This window comes from Enterococcus sp. DIV0755b (assembly GCF_051713765.1).
Classification (GTDB): Bacteria; Bacillota; Bacilli; order Lactobacillales; family Enterococcaceae; genus Enterococcus_C; species Enterococcus_C canintestini.
Genome location: NZ_JBIOQN010000001.1, coordinates 2,067,995 through 2,093,717, shown reverse-complemented (window position 1 = coordinate 2,093,717; position 25,723 = coordinate 2,067,995). Strand labels below are relative to the sequence as shown.

Sequence of the window (25,723 nt, the reverse complement as noted above, 5' to 3'; positions counted from 1 at the left end):
TATTCTTTTAAACTTAAATCAGAGGAGTTAATGAAATGAAGCGAGCTTTAATTAGTGTTTCAGATAAAACCGGTATTGTAGAATTTGCAACGGGATTACTTGCTGCAGGTTGGGAAATCATCTCTACAGGTGGGACTCAAACGGCCCTTAAAAATGCCGGTGTAAAAACTATTGGAATTGAAGAGGTGACCCATTTTCCCGAAATGATGGACGGACGAGTTAAAACGTTACATCCTCTTATTCATGGTGGCCTTTTAAGCCGAAGAGATAACAGTGAGCACGTTAAAGCGATGAAAGAACACGATATTCAACCAATTGATTTAGTAGTGGTGAACCTTTATCCTTTTAAAGAAACGATTTTAAAAGCTGATGTGCAAACAAAAGATGCCATTGAAAATATCGATATCGGTGGGCCAAGTATGTTACGTTCGGCGGCTAAAAATCATGAATTTGTTACAGTAGTGGTAGATCCGTCAGATTATGCAGCCGTGTTAGCTGAAATTAAGGAAAACAATCAGACAACATTTGCGACTAGACAAAAGTTAGCCGCTAAAGTTTTTCGTCACACTGCAGCTTATGATGCGTTAATTGCTGGCTTTATGACCGATTTAGTCAAAGAAAAAGAACCAGAAAAATTAACCTTAACTTATGAACTAAAACAAGATTTACGCTATGGTGAAAATTCTCATCAAGAAGCTTCTTTTTATAGTGATGCTTTACCTGTTTCTTACTCCATTGCCAAAGCGCAACAATTGCATGGCAAAGCACTTTCTTACAACAATATTAAAGATGCAGACGCAGCTATTCGAATTGCCAGAGAATTTACCAAACCGACTGTGGTTGCCTTAAAACATATGAACCCTTGTGGCATTGGAACAGCAGAGACGATTTTAAAAGCATACGATTTTGCCTATGAAGCAGATCCAGTCTCAATTTTTGGTGGTATTATCGTTTTAAATCGCGAAGTTGACTTACCTACAGCTGAAAAAATGCATCAATTATTCTTAGAAATCATTATTGCGCCAAGTTTTTCTGCTGAGGCTTTAGCGTTATTAAGCGGTAAGAAAAATATTCGTTTAATGACATTGGATTTTCGCGATGCCAAAGATGCAGCTTCACCTGAAAAAGTTTCCGTTTTAGGCGGACTTTTAGTCCAAGAGCAAGATGTGGTTGAAGAAAATTCGAGGGAATGGAAAGTTGTAACGAAACGACAACCAAGTGAAGCGGAATTAGAGGCGTTATCTTTTGCTTGGAAAGCGGTAAAACATGTCAAATCAAATGCGATTGTTTTGGCGAATCAACATCAAACTGTCGGTATTGGTGCGGGGCAAATGAATCGAGTGGGCTCGGTGAAAATTGCAATCGAGCAAGCTGAAACTGCAGGTAAAATGGATGGAGCAGTCTTAGCAAGTGACGCTTATTTCCCGATGGGGGATTCTGTAGAATTTGCAGCGCAACATGGGATTAAAGCCATTGTGCAACCTGGCGGCAGCATTCGCGATCAAGAATCCATTGATATGGCAGATAAATATGGAATAGCGATGGTCTTTACTGATATTCGTCATTTCCGTCATTAAGAAAAGGAGCTTCTATGAAATTATTAGTTATTGGTGGCGGCGGACGGGAACACGCCATCGCAAAAAAATTATTATGCGATCCAAAAGTGGTAACTGTTTTTTGTGCACCGGGAAACCCTGGTATGCAACAAGATGGTATTAAGACTGTCCCTATTGCAGAAGAGGATCACGGAAAACTAATCGATTTTGCAAAAGCGGAAAATATTGCATGGACTTTTGTAGGTCCAGAAGCGCCATTACAACGTGGGATTGTCGATGACTTTCAAAAAGCTGGTCTATTGATTTTTGGTCCAACTAAAAAAGCAGCTCAAATTGAAAGTTCAAAAGATTTTGCCAAACAGATTATGCAAAAAAACCAAATTCCTACCGCCGACTATCAGACTTTTTCCGATTACCAAAAAGCGGCTGCTTATGTAAAAGAAAAAGGAGCGCCGATTGTCATTAAAGCAGATGGACTTGCTGCTGGTAAAGGGGTCGTTGTGGCACAGACGGTTTCAGAAGCTTTAGTTGCATTATCTGATATGTTAGAAGCTAACCGTTTTGGTGAAAGTGGTGCAAAAGTTGTAGTGGAAGACTTTTTAGCAGGAGAAGAATTTTCATTATTGGCTTTTGTAAAAGATGAAGCTATCTACCCAATGGTCATCGCTCAAGATCATAAGCGGGCTTTTGATGGCGATAAAGGACCAAATACTGGCGGTATGGGTGCTTATTCGCCGGTGCCCCAAATTAGTGATGAAATGGTTGCAAAAGCGGTCAAAGAAAATTTACAACCTGCAGCTAGAGGGATGGTTAAAAATGGTACGCCTTTTACGGGGATTTTATATGCTGGCCTAATTGCCACCACAGAAGGTGCGAAAGTCATTGAATTTAACGCTCGTTTTGGTGATCCAGAAACACAAGTCGTCTTGCCTCGTTTAAAGTCAAGTTTGGTGGATATTATTACCGCTTTACTTACAGATGAAAAACCTGAACTATCCTGGCACGATAATGCTGCTTTTGGTGTCGTGGTAGCGGCTAAAGGTTATCCTGGTGAGTATCAAAAAGGGATGATTTTACCGCAAAAGACAACGGCAAATACAGAACTTTATTATGCTGGTGCGACACTCGCAGAAGATCAACTCGTGGCAAACGGGGGAAGAATTTTCTTGGTTGCCGCCCAAGCTGCTAGTTTAGATGAGGCTTGTCATGAGGTTTATACAGCGCTAAGTCAAATGGCATTACCAGAGATGTTTTACCGGCAAGATATTGGAGCTAAAGCGTTAAATAAGAGATGATAAAAAGCCAATTTAGCTAGAAATGAGGTGTGACAAAAGTCTTGTCACACCTTTTTTAATAAATCGTATTAATGAGCACCTTTTAAAGAAGTTGAAATTTCGTAATAATTTGGAATAGCAATTTTCTTAAAATGACTTCTCATTGCTTGTAGCTGACACTTTTATCACAACTACTTTTTCGGATTTAAAACGGTAAAATTTGTTAGCGTTTTCTAACAGGTGTGGTAAAATTTAGCAGTAGTTAAATTTTATCAATTGTGATTTTTAATGGAGGGAAGAAGATGAAGCAAGTTAATTTTGGCCCAAATGAACTGGGAGTTTCCAGTATAGTTTTAGGGTGTATGCGTATTACGGAGGCAAAAGATCCGGTAGCTGTAATTCAAACAGCGGTAGAAAATGGTATTAACTTTTTTGATCATGCCGATATTTATGGTCAAGGCAAATGTGAAGAGATATTTGCAGAAGCTTTTGCTAAAACCGGTTATAAAAGAGAAGATATGTTTATTCAAAGCAAATGTGGTATTGTTCCAGGCGAAATGTATGATTTTTCTAAAGAACATATTATTACTTCGGTGGAAAAAAGCTTACAACGTTTACAAGTAGATTATTTAGATGCCTTATTATTACATCGACCAGATACTTTGATGGAACCAGAAGAAGTAGCAGCTGCTTTTGACCAGTTGGAATCAGAAGGAAAAGTAAAATACTTTGGTGTTAGTAATCAATATTCTCGACAAATTGAGTTGTTGCAAAAATATGTCCGTCAGCCTTTAGTTGCAAATCAATTGCAATTTGGAATTATGCACACTGGTATGATTGATTTTGGCCTGCATGTTAATATGACAGATCCGCGTAGTGTCGATCATGATGATGGCATCTTGGAATTTTCTCGTTTAAATGATATGACCATCCAAGCTTGGTCGCCTTATCAATATGGTTTTTTTGAAGGAGTCTTTATTGGGAATGATAAATTTCCAAAATTGAATGAAAAATTGACTGAAATGGCAGAAAAATATCATACAACACCAACAGGGATTGCTTCTGCTTGGATTTTACGTCATCCGGCCAATATGCAAGTAATTATTGGCACCATGAATTTACAGCGCATTGAAGAAATTGCCAAGGCAAGTGATATCGTCTTATCAAAAGAAGACTGGTATAGCATTTATCTTGCGGCTGGTAATGATCTGCCATAAAGTAATTTCTAATAATATTTTAGGTTAAAGTGAAAATCGTTCGGAATTTCCGAACGATTTTTGCGTTTTATCACTTTTTTTACTTTCTTTTGTTGCATTTCTAATTTAGATGCGCTAAATTACATAGGGCGCAAAAAATGTGACCCAATAAACAAATGGAGGCTATTCATTATGTTTGATATGAAAGTTTTTGATTATGAAGATGTCCAATTGATTCCAAATAAATGTATCGTAAGTTCTCGTTCAGAATGTGATACGACTGTAACTTTAGGGAAGCATTCCTTTAAAATGCCAGTGGTTCCTGCTAATATGCAGACCATTATTGATGAAAATATTGCGGAATTTTTAGCTGAAAATGGCTATTTTTACATTATGCATCGTTTTAACGAAGATGCGCGCATTCCTTTTATTAAAAAAATGCAAAGTAAAAACTTAATTACTTCTATCAGTGTGGGAGTAAAACCCCATGAATATACTTTTGTAGAAGAATTGGCAGCAGAAAATTTAGTACCTGATTATATTACTATTGATATTGCCCATGGTCATGCCAATGCAGTGATTGAAATGATTCAACACATTAAACGACTTTTACCAGAAAGTTTTGTCATCGCCGGTAACGTTGGGACTCCAGAGGCTGTTCGCGAGTTAGAAAATGCTGGTGCAGATGCAACTAAGGTCGGAATTGGACCTGGTAAAGTTTGTATCACCAAAATTAAAACTGGTTTTGGGACAGGCGGATGGCAACTAGCGGCAGTTCGTTGGTGTGCAAAAGCTGCTCGTAAACCGATTATCGCCGATGGTGGAATTCGTACTCATGGTGATATTGCAAAATCTGTCCGTTTTGGGGCAACCATGGTGATGATTGGTTCTTTATTTGCCGGCCACGAGGAATCTCCTGGTGAAACTAAAGTGCAAGATGGTGTGGTTTTAAAAGAGTACTTTGGGAGTGCTTCTGAATTCCAAAAAGGCGAAAAGAAAAACGTCGAAGGAAAGAAAATTTGGATTCCTTATAAAGGTAAACTTTCTGATACACTGATTGAAATGCAACAAGATTTACAATCTTCTATTTCTTATGCCGGTGGTAAAGACTTAGAAGCAATTCGCAAAGTCGATTATGTAATTGTAAAAAATTCAATTTTCAATGGCGATACAATTTAATGATCTTTTTACCACGACTATTTTTAGTCGTGGTTTTTTTATCTAGTGGTTGGTTATGCTAAAATAAGTTCAAGAGAAAATAACTGTTTTTTTATCAATGGTTATTTCATTTTGAAAAGAGGAGATTAATGATGACAATTAAAGTAATGTCAATTTTTGGCACGAGACCAGAAGCAATAAAAATGGCGCCACTAGTTAAAGAGTTAGAAAAAGATGAACGTTTTGAATCAATTGTAGCAGTGACAGCGCAACATCGTGAGATGCTAGATCAAGTTATGAAAATTTTTACGTTAAAGGCTGATTTTGATTTGGATATTATGAGCCAAGGTCAGACATTAACGGATATTACAACCAAGGTGTTGTTAGAATTACAACCTGTCTTAAAACAAGCTAAACCAGATATTGTTTTAGTTCATGGGGACACCACTACGACTTTTGCAGCGGCAACGGCTGCTTTTTACCAACAAATCCCCATTGGACACGTTGAAGCAGGATTACGAACATACAATAAATATTCCCCTTACCCAGAAGAAGCCAATCGTCAACTAACAGATGTTTTAAGTGATCTTTATTTTGCACCAACAAAAACCAGTGAGGCTAATCTGCAACAAGAACACCATCTGCCAGCACGGATTTATGTAACCGGCAATACTGCTATTGATGCCATGAAGTACACGGTTCAAAAAGATTATCATCATCCGGCTTTGACTACTGATAAAAAGCAAATCTTAGTAACAATGCACCGGCGAGAAAATTTAGGTGAGCCTATGACCGCTGTTTTTCACGCTTTACGGCGTTTAGCTGAAGAATTTTCGGATGTTTCTATTGTGTTTCCAATGCATAAAAATCCTTTGGTCCGAGAAAATGCCCAGAAAAATCTTGGTGATCTTAAAAACGTGGCTTTAATTGAGCCACTAGACGTCGTGGATTTTCATAATTTGGCTGCTAGAAGCTATTTAATTATGACCGATTCAGGTGGAGTACAAGAAGAAGCGCCTTCTCTTGGGGTGCCTGTTTTAGTTTTACGAGATACAACTGAACGCCCAGAAGGCATTGAAGCAGGGACTTTACGTTTAGTGGGAACAGATGAAGAGCAAGTTTATGAGGCTGCAAAACAATTATTGACTGATAAAAATGCTTATGAAAAAATGGCGCAAGCAAAAAATCCCTATGGCGATGGTCAAGCAAGTGAAAGAATTTTAAATGCTATTGCCGATTACTTTTCCGCGTAATAAAAAAACTTTCTCGCAAATTTTATAGTGTTGCGGGAAAGTTTTTTTATTAAGTAAAGGAATTCTAGCTAATCACTGGAGAGCGAAACGAGTTCATTTTCTTTTCTTAATGTCTAGCATAATGAACTAACTCTCTGCGGTAATTAGCTAAAATTTGAAGAAATCTGAGGGGCAATTTATTAAAATTCTATCTAATTACTTGAGAGCGAAACAAGTTCATTTTCTTTTCTTAATGTCTAGCATAATGAACTAACTCTCTGCGGTAATTAGCTAAAATTTGAAGAAATCTGAGAGGAAATTTATTAAAATTCTATCTAATTACTTGAGAGCTAAACGAGTTCATTTTGCTTTTCTTATACTGGAGGGATTGGTTTCATTTTTTTATTAGTAGTCTGTTGTAAGGTGGTTTCGATTTTTAGAAAGTCATGAAAATCTGGTGTTGCTTTAATTGTTACCACTGGCAAATGTGCAAACATTTCTTGTGGTGAGAAAGTTGAGATGATTAAATCATAGGCTTCCAATTGTTCATGAACAGCATCTTGCTCGCTTGTAATAGTTTGAATAATTTCAAATTGTGTTTCAGTTGGAAAGTGTTGCCGTAATAATTGATGTAAATATTGAGGGTGAGTTAAAGAAACATCGGATAAGATCAAAGTTTTCGTTCTAATCTGCCAATATGCTAAAACTTGTGGTAATAAGGTAATAATAAGGAATAGTTGTTGATAAATTTGATCTGTCGTCACAATAAACTGGTGCTTTTGCTTATAATCCTCTATAAATCTTTTTAAACCCGCTATTATACTCGGATTTTTCTTTTCATAATTTAAAACAAATTCCCGTCTCGAATTAGATAAAATAGCGATGAAGTCACAGTCTTTTAGATAGATGTAATTTTCGTTACAGAAGTACCAAATTAAGTTATCTTTTTGTGTTTGCGTAACACTTTGTTTCGTTGTATTTAATAACTCCGTCAGAAAATGTTCCGTTTTTTTAGCCAGTTGATTGATGCGGGGATTTTTTAACTTTGCTTGTTTAAAATGTTCAAAAGATAATAATAAATAATCGTAGGCAACTGACCAAAAGGTTTCGGTAAAATCAAAGCGCCAGTTCATTTGTAGTAGCGTTTCTTTCAATTGTAATAAAGCATCTTGGGTCATTTTCCTTTCAGCTTTTAAAAAATCGCTTTTTTCTGTTTGCATTGGTAATTTATGCCCTGTATTTTGACGCCAGATAGCGACTGCCCCTGAAAAATAAAGTTCCTCATGTACTCGATAGTTTTCTGGCAGCTGATTTTCTTTTAAAATCGCTGTAACTAATGCACTTAAAGCGTTATCGCTTTGACTATCAGGCAACAAGTAAGCTGCCCCATGTCGTTTTTCGCAAAAATATAACGTATATAAACTACGGATGAAAATTTCATTGCCTTCGATGCGAAAAGGACGATTGCAAATTTTAACGCCATAAGGAGCTAAAAGATTTTGAAATTTTTTGCGTAGTCGATGAAAACCGGCATTACTTAAAAAAAGCGTGTTGGCACAATCAGAATATGTAAAACAGTCTTCAAATAAAAGGTGTTCTAAAAGTTTCATCTCACTTGTTTCTTGCATTAGATAGTCATAAAAACGGTCTAATCCTAAATTGCTAGGTGCTTGCCAATAATAATGTTGGCGGTGGGAAACAATTTTAAAAGCGGGAAAGCGCAATTGAAGCTCACCAATAATAGTGCGAATAGTTTTTTCAGATGCACGACTTAACTTCAAAAGTTCTGCTGAAGTAATACCACTAGGATGTTGATAGAGTGCTTCAACTACTTCTAATTGACGTTGTTCGCGCCAAGATATAAAATCACGTAAATTCATCCAGTTCTCCTATATATTGTTATTAAAAAATTAGTATTAGATTTTATTTAAATATAATAAAGGCAAAATATGCAACGTGCAATCAGAATCGGGGCTTTTTGCTATTCGCTAATATTTTTTAATTTATAACGATTGTTTTCAGATGATTAGTTATTTTCTAACTGAAAATTTTTTTTAATGGTTGACAAAATTTGCTAACTTCATTAGGATATAAATGAAAAGAGATTGAAATTTTCATAATCAAATATTTGTTAGGTGAGGCTCCTATATGGACATAAGCTGCTGCCGCGAAAGAATCGAGAGACTCTTAGTTGGTAGAACAGGGATAATCGTGAAGGTTATCCATAATGCAGCTGATAGTAATTGCTATCTACGCCCTATAGTGCTAAAGCTCAACATGAACATACGCTTATTAGACGCGTGCTCATTGTTGAGTACGTGTCTTTTTTATTTTGGTAATTGTCTTACAAGTTAGAAAGAAAGTCATGAGTGAAGTGAAACCTTTATTTAGCCAGTTTATTGGCACTCTTACCAAAAAAAGATAACGAATGTGACTTTCAAATAGTCCAAAAAATTTGAAATAAAATTTAGAAAGGTTGATGGATATGGAACACCCCAGTCCCTCGCGACAGAAATTAAATAAAATAGCTAAGAGGGAGTTTGTTCTCTCTTAGTAAAAGGAGAGAGAATATGTTATTTACAAAAAATACTAAAGAACAAGAATTGAAAAAATTAGCATTTTTATCAGAACGTGAATTATTTATGGAGTTACGAACATCGATTAATGGGTTATCCTCTGAAGATGCGAAAGAGCGTTTAGAAGAATATGGTGAAAATCGTGTAGATGCCCAAAAACCAACTCCAGCTTGGCTATTATTTATAGAAGGATTTAAAGATCCTTTTGTATTGGTATTGGCTGCTTTAGCAGTAGTATCTTTTGCTACGAGTGATTATGAAGCAGCAATTGTGATGTTGGTGATGATTTTAGCCAGTGTTACCATTACGTTTGTGCAAGAATTTCGTTCTCAAAAAGCTAGTTTAGCGCTAAAAGAATTAATTGAAAATACCTGTGCAGTTACCCGGGATGGTCGCACCAAAGAAATTCCAATGGATGAAATCGTACCAGGGGATATTGTGACTTTAGCTACAGGGGATATGATTCCAGCGGACGCTGTTTTAATTTGGACAAAGGACTTATTTGTTAATCAATCATCTTTAACAGGTGAATCGATGCCGGTGGAAAAATTTGTCGATGCCGGTGTAAAAAAAGATGAAGATATCTCAGCTTTAGATTTAGATGATTTAGTTTTTATGGGAACTGATGTATTAAGTGGACAAGGTAAAGCAATTATTTTAAAAACAGGTCAAGAAACGTTTTTTGGAGATATTGCTCGCAATGCCACTAGTAAACGAGGTAAAACAGCATTTGATGTAGGCTTAACGCGAGTGAGCAAATTACTATTGCGGATGGTAATGGTATTATTTCCAGTAGTTTTTTTAATTAATGGCTTAACAAAAGGTGACTGGACATCGGCGTTCTTTTTTGCGATTGCCGTGGCGGTTGGTTTAACCCCTGAAATGTTACCGATGATTGTAACGAGTAATTTAGCCAAAGGAGCTTTGGCATTATCCAAACAAAAAGTTATTGTAAAAGAACTTCCTTCTATTCAAAATCTTGGTAGTATGGATGTTTTGTGTACTGATAAAACTGGAACAATTACAGAAGACCGTGTAGTTTTAGTGCAACATTTAAATCCTTTAGGAAAAGAAAATCAAAATGTGTTGGCGATGACCTATTTAAATTCTCATTATCAAACCGGTTGGAAAAACTTGATGGATATTGCTGTTTTAAATTATTTTGAAGAAAATAACTGTACGCTACCTTTTAATGATGTGGTTAAAATTGATGAGATTCCATTTGATTTTTCGAGACGTCGCCTAACAGTTGTAGTTAAAGCGGACCAACATCAAATTATGGTCACAAAAGGTGCCGTTGAAGAGATGGAACAAGTATGTAAATACGCTGAAATTGATGGGGAAACGGTCCTTTTAGATGATAAGTTAAAAGAGAAAATGCGCAATGTTAATATTAAAATGAACGAACAAGGGATGCGTGTTTTAACTGTGGCGGTAAAAAAAGACGCGCATAGTGATGCAACTTATTCGGTGGCTGATGAAAAAGATATGACGTTAATTGGTTTTATGGGCTTTTTGGATCCAGCAAAAGAATCTGCTATTTCAGCGATTAAATCTTTACATGAACATGGTGTTGCTGTAAAGGTTTTGACTGGTGATAACGCCATTGTCGCAAAAAAAGTTTGTCAAGATGTTGGCATTGGTGTGACGAATATTTTGTTAGGAACAGATATTGAAGTATTATCCGATGAAGAATTAATGGATCAAGTCGATGAAACCAATCTATTTGCCAAATTAAATCCCATGCAAAAATCGCGTTTAATTGAAGTGATTCAAAGAAAAGGTCACACGGTTGGTTTTATGGGGGATGGTATTAATGATGCACCTGCTTTAAGAAAAGCGGATGTGGGTATATCTGTTGATACCGCAGCGGATATCACAAAAGATGCCAGTTCAATTATTTTACTAGAGAAAAGTTTAAATGTGTTAGAAACAGGTGTGATTGAAGGACGTCGTGTCTTTTCCAACATGATGAAATATATCAAATTTACGATTAGTTCAAACTTTGGTAATGTTTTTTCTATTTTAGTAGCGAGTGCTTTTTTACCATTTTTACCAATGCTTTCAATTCAACTATTGGTTCAAAATTTAGTCTATGATATGGCTCAATTAACAATTCCTTGGGATAATGTTGATGATGAAGAATTAGTAAAACCTGTGCGTTGGGAAATTGGTGATTTATTCAAATTTACCGTTGCAATTGGACCGGTCTCTAGTATCTTTGATATCTTGACCTTTTTAGTTATGTGGTTTGTCTTAGGGGCTAATACAGTAGCTGCACAAAGCCTATTCCAAACTGGCTGGTTTTTGGTGGGCTTAACAACACAAACATTAGTGGTCCACATGGTGCGTACTCGAAAACTACCATTTATTCAAAGTCGCGCCTCTTGGCCAGTTATTTTGACCAGTATCTTAGCGATTGTTACCGGCTTTGTACTCGTATTATCTCCATTACGAACTGTTTTTGAATTTACGACTTTACCACTGAATTATTGGTTGTGGTTTGTCCTAATTATTTTAGGCTATTTAATTGCAATTGAAATTGCTAAACGAATTTATATTAAGTTTACTTCTGATTGGGTATAACATAATGCGACAGTCCTTAAATGGCTGTCGCATTTTTTATATTGCTGTACTAAAATTTTTGAAGATCTTAAAAAAATAATGGTGTATTCTTTAAAGCGCTTTACACGTGTGATTGGTTTCACAAAAAACAAACTGCTGTTAAGCTATTTTTATTGATTTTTTTTCGTGATTTATTGAGCTTCTGAGTTGTATTTCTTTCCGATAAATGATAGTTTAATGATGTAAGTTCTACTAAATACCTAATACAGAATATTAAGCTGTTATACTTAGGGTCATTTATTTAAGAGAGGAATGGGTAATAAAATGGCGAAGAATGTAATCGATTTCCAAAAGATTTTGGATGAGATCAATGCTGATTTTCCAACATATCAGGCATTGGACAAAGATGGTAAGGTGGTTAACAAAGATTTAATCCCTGATTTAAGTGACGATGAGTTAGTTGAATTAATGACACAGATGGTATGGTCTCGGGTTTTAGATCAACGTTCAACTGCATTAAACCGTCAAGGTCGTCTTGGCTTTTACGCACCAACAGCAGGACAAGAAGCAAGTCAATTAGCAAGTCATTTTGCATTTGAAAAAGAAGATCGTCTATTTCCTGGTTACCGTGATGTACCACAACTTGTCCAACACGGATTACCTTTAAAAGAAGCATTTTTATGGTCTCGCGGACACGTGGCAGGGAATTTATATCCGGAAGATTTACACGCAATGCCACCTCAAATCATTATTGGGGCACAATATGTTCAAGCAGCTGGTGTGGCTTTAGGTCTTAAAAAACGCAATAGTAAAAACGTTACATTTGTCTATACTGGTGATGGCGGTTCATCCCAAGGGGACTTTTATGAAGCAATGAACTTTGCTGGTGCTTATCATGCCAATGCAGTTTTTTATATTCAAAATAACGGTTTTGCTATTTCAACACCAAGAGAAAAACAAACAGCGGCTAAAACATTAGCACAAAAAGCTGCAGCAGCAGGTATTCCAGGAATCCAAGTAGATGGCATGGATCCGCTTGCAGTTTACAGTGTATCAAAAGCAGCTAGAGAATGGGCTTCAGCCGGTAATGGTCCAGTTTTAATTGAAACATTAACTTATCGTTATGGTCCACATACACTTTCTGGTGACGATCCAACTCGTTACCGTTCAAAAGATTTAGATAATGAATGGCAACAAAAAGATCCATTGATTCGCATGCGTAACTACCTAACTGAAAAAGGCCTTTGGTCAGAAGAAAAAGAAGAAGAAGTTATTGAAAAAACAAAAGAAGAGATCAAAGCAGCAATTGCAGAAGCTGACCGTGTACCAAAACAAAAAGTTTCTGATTTCTTAAAGAGCATGTATGAAGTACAACCACAAAGTATTAAAGAGCAAATTGCATTTTATGAAGCGAAGGAGTCGAAATAGTCATGGCGCAAAAAACAATGATCCAAGCGATCACCGACGCATTGAGTTTGGAATTAGGTTCTGACGAAAATGTCTTAGTATTTGGTGAAGACGTAGGTAAAAACGGTGGGGTTTTCCGTGCAACTGAAGGTTTACAAGATAAATATGGCGAAGAACGTGTATTTGATACACCTTTAGCTGAATCTGGTATTGGTGGTTTAGCTTTTGGTTTAGCACTTGAAGGTTTCCGCCCTGTTCCTGAAATTCAATTCTTCGGTTTTGTCTTTGAAGTAATGGATGAAATTGTCGGTCAAATGGCCCGGACCCGTTACCGTATGGGAGGAACACGTAATTTGCCGATTACCATTCGTTCACCATTTGGTGGTGGCGTGCACACACCAGAACTTCACTCGGATAATTTAGAAGGTTTAATGGCACAATCTCCTGGTTTACGGGTGGTTATCCCTTCAAATCCTTATGATGCTAAAGGATTACTAATTGCTTCAATTCGTAGCAATGATCCAGTTGTCTTTTTAGAACACATGAAATTGTATCGCTCTTTCCGTGAGGAAGTGCCAGATGAAGCTTATGAAGTTCCGTTGGATAAAGCTGCTGTTACCCGTGAAGGTAAAGATGTTTCAATTATTACTTACGGAGCAATGGTACGTGAAGCTATTAAAGCAGCGGATAATTTAGCTAAAGAAAATATTGACGCTGAAATTATTGATCTTCGTACAATTGCGCCATTAGATATTGAAACAATTATTGCTTCTGTTGAAAAAACAGGTCGTGTTGTTGTCGTTCAAGAAGCGCAAAAACAAGCGGGTGTAGGCGCCCAAGTTGTTTCTGAAATTTCTGAACGCGCTATTTTATCACTTGAAGCACCTGTTGGTCGTGTTTCTGCGCCTGATACAGTTTTCCCATTTGGTCAAGCAGAAAACATCTGGTTACCAAATGCCGCGGATATTGAAGCTAAAGTAAAAGAAATCGTCAACTTTTAAATAGACGTAAGGCAGTGAATTTTATTTTCAGGAAGGAAAGATTATAAATGGCTTTTCAATTTAAATTACCGGATATCGGCGAAGGAATTGCTGAAGGCGAAATCGTAAAATGGTTTGTTAAACCCGGCGATACAATTAACGAAGATGATACTTTATTAGAAGTACAAAATGATAAATCAGTAGAAGAAATTCCATCACCTGTGACAGGTACAGTTAAAAATATTATTGTTCCAGAAGGTACAGTGGCAAACGTTGGCGATGTCTTAGTCGAAATCGATGCTCCTGGACACGAAGACAACGATGGAGATAGTGGTGTAGCAGCAAGTGAGCAAACACCGGCACAACCGGCTGCACTTCCTACCACTGAAGCACCTGCTGCAAGTGGCGGTGGTGTTTATCAGTTTAAATTACCAGATATCGGTGAAGGAATCGCTGAAGGCGAAATCGTAAAATGGTTCGTTAAAGCTGGCGATACAATCAATGAAGATGATACTTTATTAGAAGTGCAAAATGATAAATCAGTAGAAGAAATCCCATCACCTGTGACAGGTACAGTTAAAAACGTTATTGTTCCAGAAGGTACAGTGGCAAACGTTGGGGATGTCTTAGTTGAAATCGATGCTCCTGGGCATAATGATGCACCGACAGCTGCTGAAACACCAGCCACAAGTAGTGAAACGACAACATCATCAGCTGCTACAAGTAGCGTAGTAGAAGCGTCTGATCCAAATAAACGCGTTTTGGCAATGCCTTCAGTACGTCAATATGCTCGTGAAAAAGATGTTGATATTACGCAAGTAACTGCTACTGGTAAAGGTGGTCGGGTTACAAAAGAAGACATTGAAAGCTTCTTAAGTGGTAGTGGTGTGGCGACTAAACCTGCTGAAACACCAGCCCAAGAGTCTACAGCTCCAAGTTCTGAAAGCCAAGCACCTGCTAAGGCTGCAGCAGCACCAAAAGCCTTTACTTCAAACATGGGCGATATGGAAGAGCGTGTTGCTTTAACACCAACACGTAAAGCTATTGCTAAAGCTATGGTGACAAGTAAACAAACTGCTCCTCATGTAACATTACATGATGAAGTAGAAGTTTCAGCTCTTTGGGATCACCGTAAGAAATTTAAAGAAGTTGCTGCTGAAAACGGCACAAAATTAACTTTCTTACCATATGTTGTTAAAGCATTAACTGCTACTGTGAAGAAATTCCCAGTTTTAAATGCTTCAATTGATGATGCAAAACAAGAAATTGTTTATAAACATTATTATAATGTTGGGATTGCAACAGATACTGATCATGGCTTATACGTACCAAATGTTAAAAACGCTGATCAAAAAGGTATGTTTGCAATTGCCGATGAAATTAATAATAAAGCCCAATTAGCACATGATGGCAAACTTTCAGCTGATGATATGCGCAATGGTACAATCACAATTAGTAATATTGGTTCAGTTGGCGGTGGCTTCTTCACACCAGTTATCAATTATCCTGAAGTTGCTATTTTAGGTGTCGGTACAATTTCACAACAACCTGTCGTAAGTGCAGAAGGTGAAATCGTAGTTGGCCGCGTAATGAAACTTTCTTTAAGTTTTGATCATCGCATCGTCGATGGCGCGACTGCTCAAAAAGCAATGAATAATATTAAACGCTTGTTAGCTAATCCAGAGCTAATGTTAATGGAAGGATGATAGACTCATGGTAGTTGGAGATTTCGCTATCGAATTAGATACAGTTGTAATCGGAGCCGGACCTGGTGGCTATGTTGCTGCCATCCGCGCTGCGGAAATGGGACAAAAAGTTGCCATTGTTGAAAAAGAATACATTGGTGGTGTCTGCTTAAACGTTGGATGTATTCCTTCAAAAGCGTTAATTTCTGCTGGGCACCACTATCAAGAATCACTAGACTCTAAAATGTTTGGTGTTTCTAGTGAAAATGTAAAATTAGACTTTGCTGCAACACAAGAATGGAAACAAAATGGCGTCGTTAACAAATTAACGAGTGGTGTTGGTTTCTTATTGAAAAAACACAAAGTCGAAGTTTTAGAAGGGGAAGCTTATTTTGTTGATGATCATACATTACGTGTGATTCACCCTGATTCTGCTCAAACTTACTCTTTCAACAATGCTATTGTTGCGACTGGTTCAAGACCAATTGAAATCCCAGGCTTCAAATTTGGTGGACGCGTGTTAGACTCTACTGGCGGCTTAGCTTTAAAAGAAGTACCGAAAAACTTCGTCATTATTGGTGGCGGTGTAATCGGTGCAGAACTTGGTGGAGCTTACGCTAACCTAGGAGCCAATGTGACAATTTTAGAAGGTTCACCACAAATTTTGCCAACTTATGAAAAAGATATGGTTAAAATTGTTGAAGATGAATTTAAGAAAAAAGGGATGACTGTTATTACCAATGCAATGGCTAAAGAAGCCGTTGATAATGGTGATAGTGTGACTATCAAATACGCAGTTGATGGCAAAGAAGAAAGCATTACAGCGGATTATGTAATGGTGACAGTTGGTCGTCGTCCTAACACAGACGAGCTAGGTTTAGAACAAGCTGGTGTTGAAATCGGCGAACGTGGTTTAATTACTGTCGATAAACAAGGCCGTACAAATGTTTCTAATATTTTTGCAATTGGCGATATTGTTCCAGGTGCAGCTCTAGCACACAAAGCAAGCTATGAAGCAAAAATTGCTGCTGAAGCAATTAGTGGCAAAAAAGTTGCAGTTGACTATAAAGCTATGCCAGCAGTTGCCTTTACAGATCCAGAACTTGCCTCTGTAGGGATGACAATTGCAGAAGCTAAAGAAGCTGGTTTGGAAGCAAAAGCTTTTAAATTCCCATTTTCTGGTAATGGTCGCGCCTTGTCATTAGGTAAAACAGAAGGCTTTATTCGACTAGTAACAACTGTAGAAGACAATGTTTTAATTGGAGCACAACTTGCGGGTGTCGGTGCAAGTGATATGGTTTCAGAATTAGCCTTAGCCATTGAATCAGGTATGAATGCTGAAGATATTGCGCTAACGATTCATCCACACCCATCATTAGGGGAAATCGTGATGGATGCTTCTGAACTTGCTTTAGGTATGCCAATTCATATTTAAAAACTTGAAATGGTTATTTTGAGCTGCGCCAAATGGTGCAGCTCTTTCTTTTGTATCCGTTAGACCTATGCTAAACTAACATTTGAGGTGAAATATATGCGAGAATATCAATATCCCTTGGATTTATCTTGGTCCACTGAAGAAATGGTGACCGTTATGAAAATGTGGGAAGCACTAGAAGCAGCCAATGAAAAAGGGATACAAGCAACAACGTTTTTAAAATCCTATGAAAATTTCAAAAAAGTTGTCCCAAGTATTGGTGAAGAACGACGCTTAGGAAAAGAATTTGAAAATTTATCTGGTTATTCTTTATACCACACACTCAAGTTAGCAAAACAAAATCCAACTGGAAGGTTAAAGGTGAAAAACCAATATGGAAGAAATGATTAATGAAATTAAAAGCTGGATTTATGAAGCCGGTGAAGTGATTAAAAAAAGTTTTCAAGCAGATGATTTAGTAGTTGATACCAAAAGTGGCCGAACCGACTTAGTGACAAACTTAGATAAAGCTACTCAAGATTTTTTGACAGAACGCATTATGAATTTTGATCCTAGTGCCAAAATTTTAGGTGAAGAAAACGGCAAAGACCAACTTGAAGACTTTAGTGGCCGCGTTTTTATAATCGATCCAATTGACGGGACGATGAATTTTGTTTTAGAACATGAAAATTTTTGTATTATGGTTGCAGTTTATGAACAAGGTGTCGGAAAATTAGGCTTTGTTTATGACGTGATGAAAGATGAATTTTTATGGGGCGGACGTAACATTGGCGTGTATTGTAATGATCAAAAAATCAATCCACCAAAAGATATTTCCTTATCAGAAGGATTAGTAGGATTAAATCATGTGATGTATCAAAAAGATAGTTGGAATGTGCAAAAAATGGGAGAAGTTGCCTTGGGTGTGCGCATGACAGGTTGTGCCGGCTATGAATTGATTAGTTTAGCGATGGGAAGAAGAGCTGCTTATATTTCGCGACTTGCACCGTGGGATTATGCTGCCGGTGGCGTTTTGATTGAAGAATTAGGCTTGCGCATGTCAAATATCAATGGCGACCCGCTAAAATTAGCTGGACGGGAATTGTTTGTAGCAGCCACACCTAAAGCTTATGAAAATATTATGGAAATAAAAAATCAATAATCCCTTAGTAGTGGGATTTATAACAGATTTGTAAAAGTTATGACATGGAATGAATCTTTTTGAAAGTTTTCACTATATTTCAGAAAGATAATCTGTTATAATGAGCCGTCAGATTATACACAAGATTAAAGGAGCCAGATAAATTGAAATTAAGAAATGATATTCGCAATGTGGCAATTATCGCCCACGTTGACCATGGTAAAACGACACTCGTAGATGAATTATTGAAACAATCAGATACATTAGACAGCCACACTCGCTTAGAAGAGCGGGCCATGGACTCCAATGCATTGGAAAAAGAACGTGGTATCACGATTTTGGCAAAAAATACAGCTGTCGAATATCAAGGTACTAAAATTAACATCATGGATACACCAGGACACGCGGACTTCGGTGGTGAAGTAGAGCGGATTATGAAAATGGTTGATGGTGTTGTTTTAGTTGTCGATGCTTATGAAGGCACAATGCCACAAACACGCTTTGTATTGAAAAAAGCTTTAGAACAGCATTTAACTCCAATTGTAGTTGTAAATAAAATCGATAAAGATTCAGCTCGTCCTGCTGAAGTTGTGGATGAAGTTTTGGAATTATTTATTGAATTAGGTGCAGATGAAGATCAATTAGAATTCCCTGTTATTTATGCGTCTGCAGTTAATGGGACTTCTAGCTTATCAGATGATCCAAGTAAACAAGAACACACAATGGCGCCAGTCTTTGATACAATTTTAGAACACATTCCAGCACCAGTTGATAATAGCGACGAACCTTTACAATTCCAAGTTTCACTACTTGATTATAACGACTATGTCGGTCGTATTGGGATTGGCCGTGTTTTCCGTGGTAAAATTGCCGTTGGCGATCAAGTTTCTTTAATTAAATTAGATGGCACGATTAAAAACTTCCGTGTGACAAAATTATTTGGTTTCTTTGGTTTGAAACGTTTAGAGATTACAGAAGCAAAAGCTGGGGATTTAATTGCAGTTTCTGGGATGGAAGATATCTTCGTTGGGGAAACTGTTACACCTGTTGATCATCAAGATGCACTACCAATCTTACACATTGATGAACCAACTTTACAGATGACTTTCTTAGTTAATAATTCACCATTTGCTGGTCGTGAAGGTAAATGGGTTACAGCACGTAAAATTGAAGAACGTCTAATGTCACAATTACAAACTGACGTTTCGTTACGCGTTGAGTCAATTGCACCCGATGCTTGGACAGTTTCTGGCCGTGGTGAATTGCATTTGTCAATTTTAATTGAAAACATGCGTCGTGAAGGCTATGAATTACAAGTTTCACGTCCTGAAGTTATCGAACGTATCGTTGATGGTGTAAAATGTGAGCCCTTTGAACGAGTTCAAATTGATACACCAGAAGAATACATGGGTTCAGTCATTGAAGCCCTAGGACAACGGAAAGCTGAAATGCAAGATATGATTCACGTCGGCAACGGCCAAATCCGTTTAGTCTTTTTAGCACCTGCCCGTGGTTTAATTGGTTTTACTACTGAGTTTTTATCCATGACACGAGGCTATGGTATTATGAACCATACTTTTGATCAATACTTGCCAATGATTCAAGGAGTTATTGGTGGGCGTCACCATGGCGCTTTAGTTTCAATGGAAAATGGTAAAGCGACAACTTACTCTATTATGTCGGTTGAAGAACGTGGTACTGTCTTTGTTGAACCAGGTACAGAAGTTTACGAAGGAATGATCGTCGGCGAAAGCTCTCGTGATAAAGACCTTGCGGTAAACATTGTCAAAGCAAAACAAATGACTAACGTGCGTTCTGCTAACAAAGACCAAACTTCAGTTATTAAACGTCCACGTATTTTAACGTTAGAAGAATCACTAGAATTTTTAAATGATGATGAATACTGTGAAGTAACACCGGAAAGCATCCGTTTACGTAAACAAATTTTAAATAAGAGTGAACGTGAAAAAGCTGCTAAAAAGAAAAAATAATTACTTAAACCAATCTTCAATGGAAGATTGGTTTTTTGTATGAAAAGGATCATCTGTTTTTCGCTAAAAACAAGTTCATTATGGTGATGAACTGAAATTTGAAAAGCAATTTATTAAAATGCCAACGCATTGCTTGCGAGTTGTCCTAGTTCATTTAGCTTTTCTTGAGGTCTAGCTGATGAACTAGCTCTCTACGGCAATAAGCCAAAATCGTGAGAAATTTGAGGAACAATTTATCAAGATTTCGTCTTATTGCTTGATAGCTGGACGAGTTCATTTAGCTTTTCTTGTGGAAAAGTTTTACTGTTAAAAAGTTGTTTTGTCACTGTTTTTGCGTAAATAATTATAATTAGGTATTTTTGCAGCATTTTTTTTGTTTCACATTTATCTTTGTTTCACGCAACAAAAGATGAGAAACAAATTTACTGTTTTCTTTAAAAATGTTCGGATTAATGCGGTGGTTCGTGAAAATTTTAAGAAGGTTTTCCGGATTTTATCCCAATCAATTCGGGATTATGCTATAATAATGAAACTAAGAAAGAAAGGTTGGATTAGAGATGGATTCAGTTTCTCATGAATTTGCTTTGGAATTATTGATGCAAGATGCCGACCGCATTAAAAAATTAATTCGCAATCAAAAAAATAGTTTATGTATTTCTCAATGTAAAGCTTTTGAGGAAGTTGTTGATACACAAATGTATGGCTTGTCTCGTCAAGTAACTTTCGCGGTTCGCCTAGGTATTATTAGAAGCGACGAAGGTCACCAACTGTTAAGTGATTTAGAAAGAGAATTAAATCATTTATACGCAGAGGTCTACGAAGATCAAAAGACGAACAAGGAGGCGTAAGCCTTGCCACAAAAGATAAAAAAACGTCACCTTTTAGATTATAGTATTTTAATCCCTTACTTAATTTTATGTGTATTAGGTTTGGTAATGGTATTTAGTTCAACTTCTTATCTCTTAGTTGAACAAAACCAGAATTTTATGAGTTCGGTTATTAATCAAGCGGTTTTTTGGCTGATTAGTTTAGTCGCCATTAGTTTTATTTATAAGATGAAAACAGATGTCATTCGCAATAAAGCCTTTGCTTCGATGGCGATGATTATTGTTATCGCGTTGTTATTAGTTGTGTTAGTAATTGGTAAAGAGGTTAATGGGGCCAAAGGCTGGTTATCATTTGGTCCGGTTAATATCCAGCCAGCTGAATTTTTCAAAATTACCACTATCTGGTTTTTAGCGTTAAAATTGTCCACCCGTCAAAAAACAATTCAAGGCAGAACTTTTTTTAGCACAGTCTTTAGACCACTAGTTTATGTACTGGTAGGTTTAGGTTTAATTGCGTTACTTCCTGACTTTGGGAATGCGGCAGTTATCACTTTGATTGCTTTTTCTGTCATTATGGCTAGCGGAATTAATTATCTGTATACCTTAGTTTTAGGGGTAGCAGGTGTCATTGGATCATTTGGTGTGATTCAATTGATTAATTTGACAAAGGGAAAATTTATTCCAGCCCATGTTTATAGTCGTTTTGCAATTTATCAAAATCCATTTAAAGATGAGTTTAATTTGGGGCATCAAATGGTTAATGGCTATTATGCTATTTATAATGGCGGACTTTTTGGTCGTGGGCTAGGTAATAGTATTCAGAAAAAAGGTTTTTTGAAATTTGCCCATACCGACTATATTTTTGCAATTGTGATTGAAGAATTAGGCTTGATTATTGCGTTGTTGGTTTTAGCCTTATTATTTTACATGATTGCGCGTATTTTTCTAGTAGGAATTCGTTCAACCGATCCGTTTAATTCTATGATGTGTATTGGGATTGGTTCTCTTTTTTTAATTCAAGTTTTTGTTAACTTAGGTGGGATTACTGGAGTTATTCCTTTAACCGGGATTACATTTCCTTTCTTAAGCCAGGGCGGTTCGTCACTTTTGATGTTATCTATATGTGTTGGTTTTGCCTTGAATATTAGTGCGGATGAAAAGAAAAAACAATATGGTATTTTACCTGCTAAACAAGTTAAACAAAGAAAAAATGTATCAGCTAAAAAATGAGTTAAGCTAGCTTTTAGCTAACAATAGATTAATTCTCAAGGAGTGGTTTGATGAAAAAAATTCTCGTTGCTAACCGTGGTGAAATCGCCATCCGTGTTTTCCGTGCCTGTTCAGAATTACAGATAGGAACGGTGGGTATTTATGCTGCTGAAGATGAGTACTCAGTTCATCGATTTAAAGCTGATGAAGCTTATTTAGTTGGCAAGGGGAAAAAACCAATCGATGCCTACTTGGATATTGAAGATATTATCCGCATTGCAAAAGAATCTGGTGCAGAGGGAATTCACCCTGGTTATGGTTTTCTTTCTGAAAATTTGGCATTTGCAAAACGTTGTGCAGAAGAAGGATTGGTATTCATTGGGCCAAGTGTTCATCACCTTGATATTTTTGGTGATAAAATTAAAGCCAAAGAAGCTGCAATTGCAGCTGGTATTCAGTCAATTCCTGGTACAGATGGTCCAGTAGCTTCAATTGATGAAGTTTTAGCATTTGCTAACACCCATAGTTATCCGATTATGATTAAAGCGGCTTTGGGTGGTGGCGGTCGTGGTATGCGGGTAGCTCATGATGAAAAAGAAGCACGGGATGGCTATGAACGAGCGAAAAGTGAAGCAAAAGCGGCTTTTGGCAGTGATGAAGTTTATGTTGAAAAATATATCGGTAACCCTAAGCATATTGAAGTGCAAATTTTGGGAGATAGTCACGGAAATATTGTCCATCTATTTGAACGGGATTGTTCAGTACAACGTCGTCATCAAAAGGTAGTTGAAGTCGCGCCATGTGTTTCCTTAAGTGCATCCCAACGAATGGAAATTTGTCAAGCAGCTGTAAAACTTATGAAGCATGTTGGGTATGTAAATGCTGGAACAGTCGAATTTTTAGTAGAAGAAGATAAATTCTACTTCATCGAAGTTAATCCTCGTGTTCAAGTAGAGCATACGATTACTGAAATGATTACAGATATTGATATTGTGACTTCGCAGATTTTAATTGCACAAGGAAAAGACCTGCATACAGATATTGGTATCCCGCAACAAGCCGAGATTAAATACAAAGGGGCAGCAATCCAATGCCGCATTACGACAGAAGATCCGGTTAATAATTTTATGCCAGATACCGGTAAAATCGATACTTATCGTTCTCCAGGTGGCTTTGGCGTGCGTCTGGATGTTGGGAATGCTTATGCTGGTGCAGTGGTCACACCTTACTTTGATTCATTATTAGTAAAAGTTTGTACCCACGGTAGTACTTTTGAACAAGCCATTCAAAAAATGCAACGTTGCTTACGAGAATTTCGTATTCGTGGTGTGAAAACAAACATTCCTTTTATGACAAATGTCATCAATCATCCGCAATTTCAAAGTGGTGAAGCAAAAACGACATTTATCGACAATACTGCTAGTTTATTTGTCTTCCCGTCTACTCGAGATCGTGGGAATAAAACAATGAAATATATTAGTGAAATTACAATTAATGGTTTTCCGGGAATCGAAAAAAACAAGAAAAAATATTATGGTGAAGCGAGACTTCCGCATAAGTTGATTAAACCCGACCAAGAAATTGTAACGGCTAAAAATATTCTCGATCAAAATGGGGCAGAGGCAGTAGTTGCTTGGGTTAAGCAACAAAAAGAATTGCTTTTAACCGATACTACTTTTCGTGATGCTCACCAAAGTTTGTTAGCTACGCGAGTAAGAACCCACGATTTTGAAAAAATTGCCGCTAAAACGGAGCTCGCTTTACCACAATTGTTCTCGACTGAAATGTGGGGTGGGGCTACTTTTGATGTGGCTTATCGTTTCTTAAACGAAGATCCATGGGTTCGTTTGCGTACTTTGCGAAAATTAATGCCCAATACATTATTCCAAATGTTGTTCCGTGGCTCCAATGCGGTAGGATACTCTAATTATCCAGACAATGTGATTGCTGAATTTATCAAGGAATCAGCGCAACAAGGAATTGATGTTTTTCGTATTTTTGATAGCTTGAACTGGTTACCACAAATGGAAAAAAGTATTCAAGCAGTGCGAGATACAGGCAAAATCGCTGAAGCTGCTATTTGTTATACGGGTGATTTAAATGATCCAAGCCGGGCTAAATATAATGTTGATTACTATAAGAATATGGCCAAAGAATTAGAACATGCCGGTGCCCACATTATTGCGATTAAAGATATGGCAGGGTTATTAAAACCCCGAGCTGCTTATCGTTTAATCAGTGAATTAAAAGGTACAGTCTCATTGCCAATTCATCTACACACCCATGATACAAGTGGCAATGGGATTATCACATATTCTGCTGCTACCCAAGCTGGTGTGGATATTGTCGATGTTGCCACTAGCGCGATGAGTTCATCTACAAGTCAGCCAAGTATGAATAGTTTGTATTTTGCTTTAGATCAAGATGAAAGACAGCCTCAGATTAATATTGATAACGCGCAACAATTAAATCATTATTGGGAAGATGTCCGCATGTTTTATAAGCCATTTGAAAATGGCTTAAATGCACCTCAAACAGAAGTATATAAACATGAAATGCCAGGTGGACAATATTCTAATTTACAACAACAAGCAAAAGCCGTTGGTTTAGAAGCGCGTTGGGATGAAATCAAAGAAATGTATCAAACAGTTAACTTGATGTTTGGTGATATTGTCAAAGTAACGCCATCTTCAAAAGTTGTCGGAGATATGGCACTATTCATGGTGCAAAATAACTTAACTGAAGCAGATGTTTATAGTCGCGGAGATGAGTATAATTTCCCTGAGTCTGTAATCACATTTTTCCAAGGGGAATTGGGACAACCGGTAGGAGGATTTCCTGCAGACTTACAAAAGATCATTTTAAAAGGTCGTCCTGCCTTTACAGTTCGCCCCGGCTCGTTAGCAGAACCGGTTAATTTTGAAAAAATCAAAGCAGAATTAATGGAAAAAATCGGTCGTGAACCAAAACACGAAGAAGTATTGAGCTATTTGATGTATCCGCAAGTTTTCTTAGATTACCAAAAAGCTTATGAAAAATTTGCTGATATTACTGTTTTAGATACGCCAACTTTCTTCCAGGGCATGCGACTAGGTGAAACCATTAATGTCGAAATTGAAAAAGGTAAGATTTTAATTATTCGTCTGGATGAAATTGGTGAGCCAGACATTGAAGGGAATCGTGTCTTATTCTTTAACTTAAACGGTCAACGTCGTGAAGTGGTAGTAAAAGATACGTCGATTATTAGCGCGGTTCAAACCAAACAAAAAGCAGAACCAACTAATAAAGAACAAATTGGGGCAACAATGCCCGGATCGGTGTTAGAAGTTTTGGTGAAAAAAGGTGATTCCGTTAAACGAGGGGATACATTATTAATCACCGAAGCGATGAAAATGGAAACTGCAATTGAAGCTCGTTTTGATGGTGTGGTCAAACATATTTATGTAGCAAGTGGTGAACCAATTGCCCAAGATGATCTTTTAATTGAAGTTACTGAAAGCTAGAAAGTAGGG

Annotated in this window: 17 protein-coding genes and 1 riboswitch; of the genes, 16 read left to right on the top strand and 1 reads right to left on the bottom strand. The window is 37.2% G+C overall.

Annotated features, from left to right (window positions below):
* Window positions 1-35 precede the first annotated feature (35 nt).
* The 5 genes from purH to wecB all read left to right on the top strand — a co-directional run bounded on the left by purH (window position 36) and on the right by wecB (window position 6,437).
* Window positions 36-1,577, top strand: a complete 1,542-nt coding sequence (gene purH, locus IGI65_RS09990; RefSeq protein WP_438774138.1) for a bifunctional phosphoribosylaminoimidazolecarboxamide formyltransferase/IMP cyclohydrolase — start codon at window positions 36-38, stop codon at window positions 1,575-1,577.
* A gap of 14 nt (window positions 1,578-1,591) precedes the next feature.
* The gene (purD, locus tag IGI65_RS09985) at window positions 1,592-2,851 is read left to right on the top strand and encodes a phosphoribosylamine--glycine ligase (RefSeq protein WP_438774137.1); all 1,260 of its coding nucleotides are present in this window, start codon (window positions 1,592-1,594) and stop codon (window positions 2,849-2,851) included.
* Between the two features lie 281 nt (window positions 2,852-3,132).
* Window positions 3,133-4,047, top strand: coding sequence for an aldo/keto reductase (locus tag IGI65_RS09980; protein ID WP_438774136.1), 915 nt, complete (start codon window positions 3,133-3,135; stop codon window positions 4,045-4,047).
* A gap of 180 nt (window positions 4,048-4,227) precedes the next feature.
* Window positions 4,228-5,205, top strand: a complete 978-nt coding sequence (gene guaC / locus IGI65_RS09975; RefSeq protein ID WP_084035442.1) for a GMP reductase — start codon at window positions 4,228-4,230, stop codon at window positions 5,203-5,205.
* 131 nt (window positions 5,206-5,336) lie between these two features.
* Window positions 5,337-6,437: a non-hydrolyzing UDP-N-acetylglucosamine 2-epimerase gene (wecB, locus tag IGI65_RS09970; protein ID WP_438774436.1), complete on the top strand. Its 1,101-nt coding sequence runs from the start codon at window positions 5,337-5,339 to the stop codon at window positions 6,435-6,437.
* A gap of 353 nt (window positions 6,438-6,790) precedes the next feature.
* Here wecB and IGI65_RS09965 read toward each other — a convergent pair whose 3' ends face one another.
* Entirely contained in the window at window positions 6,791-8,296 is a 1,506-nt protein-coding gene (locus IGI65_RS09965) for a helix-turn-helix domain-containing protein (RefSeq protein ID WP_438774135.1), read from the bottom strand.
* A 240-nt stretch (window positions 8,297-8,536) separates the two neighbouring features.
* Window positions 8,537-8,707: riboswitch (M-box (ykoK) riboswitch) on the top strand.
* A 279-nt stretch (window positions 8,708-8,986) separates the two neighbouring features.
* Here IGI65_RS09965 and mgtA point away from each other — a divergent pair.
* The 11 genes from mgtA to IGI65_RS09910 all read left to right on the top strand — a co-directional run bounded on the left by mgtA (window position 8,987) and on the right by IGI65_RS09910 (window position 25,714).
* On the top strand, window positions 8,987-11,578 hold the full coding sequence (gene mgtA, locus IGI65_RS09960; protein ID WP_438774134.1) for a magnesium-translocating P-type ATPase: 2,592 nt from the start codon (window positions 8,987-8,989) through the stop codon (window positions 11,576-11,578).
* 291 nt (window positions 11,579-11,869) lie between these two features.
* Window positions 11,870-12,985: a pyruvate dehydrogenase (acetyl-transferring) E1 component subunit alpha gene (pdhA, locus tag IGI65_RS09955; RefSeq protein ID WP_438774133.1), complete on the top strand. Its 1,116-nt coding sequence runs from the start codon at window positions 11,870-11,872 to the stop codon at window positions 12,983-12,985.
* A 2-nt stretch (window positions 12,986-12,987) separates the two neighbouring features.
* Complete coding sequence (locus IGI65_RS09950) at window positions 12,988-13,965, top strand: alpha-ketoacid dehydrogenase subunit beta (protein WP_071863832.1); 978 nt, start codon at window positions 12,988-12,990, stop codon at window positions 13,963-13,965.
* 47 nt (window positions 13,966-14,012) lie between these two features.
* The gene (locus tag IGI65_RS09945) at window positions 14,013-15,650 is read left to right on the top strand and encodes a dihydrolipoyllysine-residue acetyltransferase (protein WP_438774132.1); all 1,638 of its coding nucleotides are present in this window, start codon (window positions 14,013-14,015) and stop codon (window positions 15,648-15,650) included.
* A 7-nt stretch (window positions 15,651-15,657) separates the two neighbouring features.
* Entirely contained in the window at window positions 15,658-17,064 is a 1,407-nt protein-coding gene (gene lpdA, locus IGI65_RS09940) for a dihydrolipoyl dehydrogenase (protein ID WP_071863834.1), read from the top strand.
* 96 nt (window positions 17,065-17,160) lie between these two features.
* Window positions 17,161-17,454, top strand: a complete 294-nt coding sequence (locus IGI65_RS09935; RefSeq protein ID WP_438774131.1) for a UPF0223 family protein — start codon at window positions 17,161-17,163, stop codon at window positions 17,452-17,454.
* The gene (locus IGI65_RS09930; RefSeq protein WP_438774130.1) at window positions 17,438-18,205 is read left to right on the top strand and encodes an inositol monophosphatase family protein; all 768 of its coding nucleotides are present in this window, start codon (window positions 17,438-17,440) and stop codon (window positions 18,203-18,205) included. The genes IGI65_RS09935 and IGI65_RS09930 overlap by 17 nt, the downstream gene beginning before the upstream one ends.
* 143 nt (window positions 18,206-18,348) lie before the next feature.
* On the top strand, window positions 18,349-20,175 hold the full coding sequence (typA, locus tag IGI65_RS09925) for a translational GTPase TypA (RefSeq protein ID WP_071863837.1): 1,827 nt from the start codon (window positions 18,349-18,351) through the stop codon (window positions 20,173-20,175).
* Window positions 20,176-20,732: 557 nt separating this feature from the next.
* Window positions 20,733-21,023, top strand: coding sequence for a DUF1507 family protein (locus IGI65_RS09920; protein WP_438774129.1), 291 nt, complete (start codon window positions 20,733-20,735; stop codon window positions 21,021-21,023).
* A gap of 3 nt (window positions 21,024-21,026) precedes the next feature.
* Window positions 21,027-22,232: an FtsW/RodA/SpoVE family cell cycle protein gene (locus IGI65_RS09915; protein ID WP_438774128.1), complete on the top strand. Its 1,206-nt coding sequence runs from the start codon at window positions 21,027-21,029 to the stop codon at window positions 22,230-22,232.
* Between the two features lie 50 nt (window positions 22,233-22,282).
* The gene (locus IGI65_RS09910) at window positions 22,283-25,714 is read left to right on the top strand and encodes a pyruvate carboxylase (protein WP_438774127.1); all 3,432 of its coding nucleotides are present in this window, start codon (window positions 22,283-22,285) and stop codon (window positions 25,712-25,714) included.
* The last annotated feature ends 9 nt before the right edge of the window (window positions 25,715-25,723 follow it).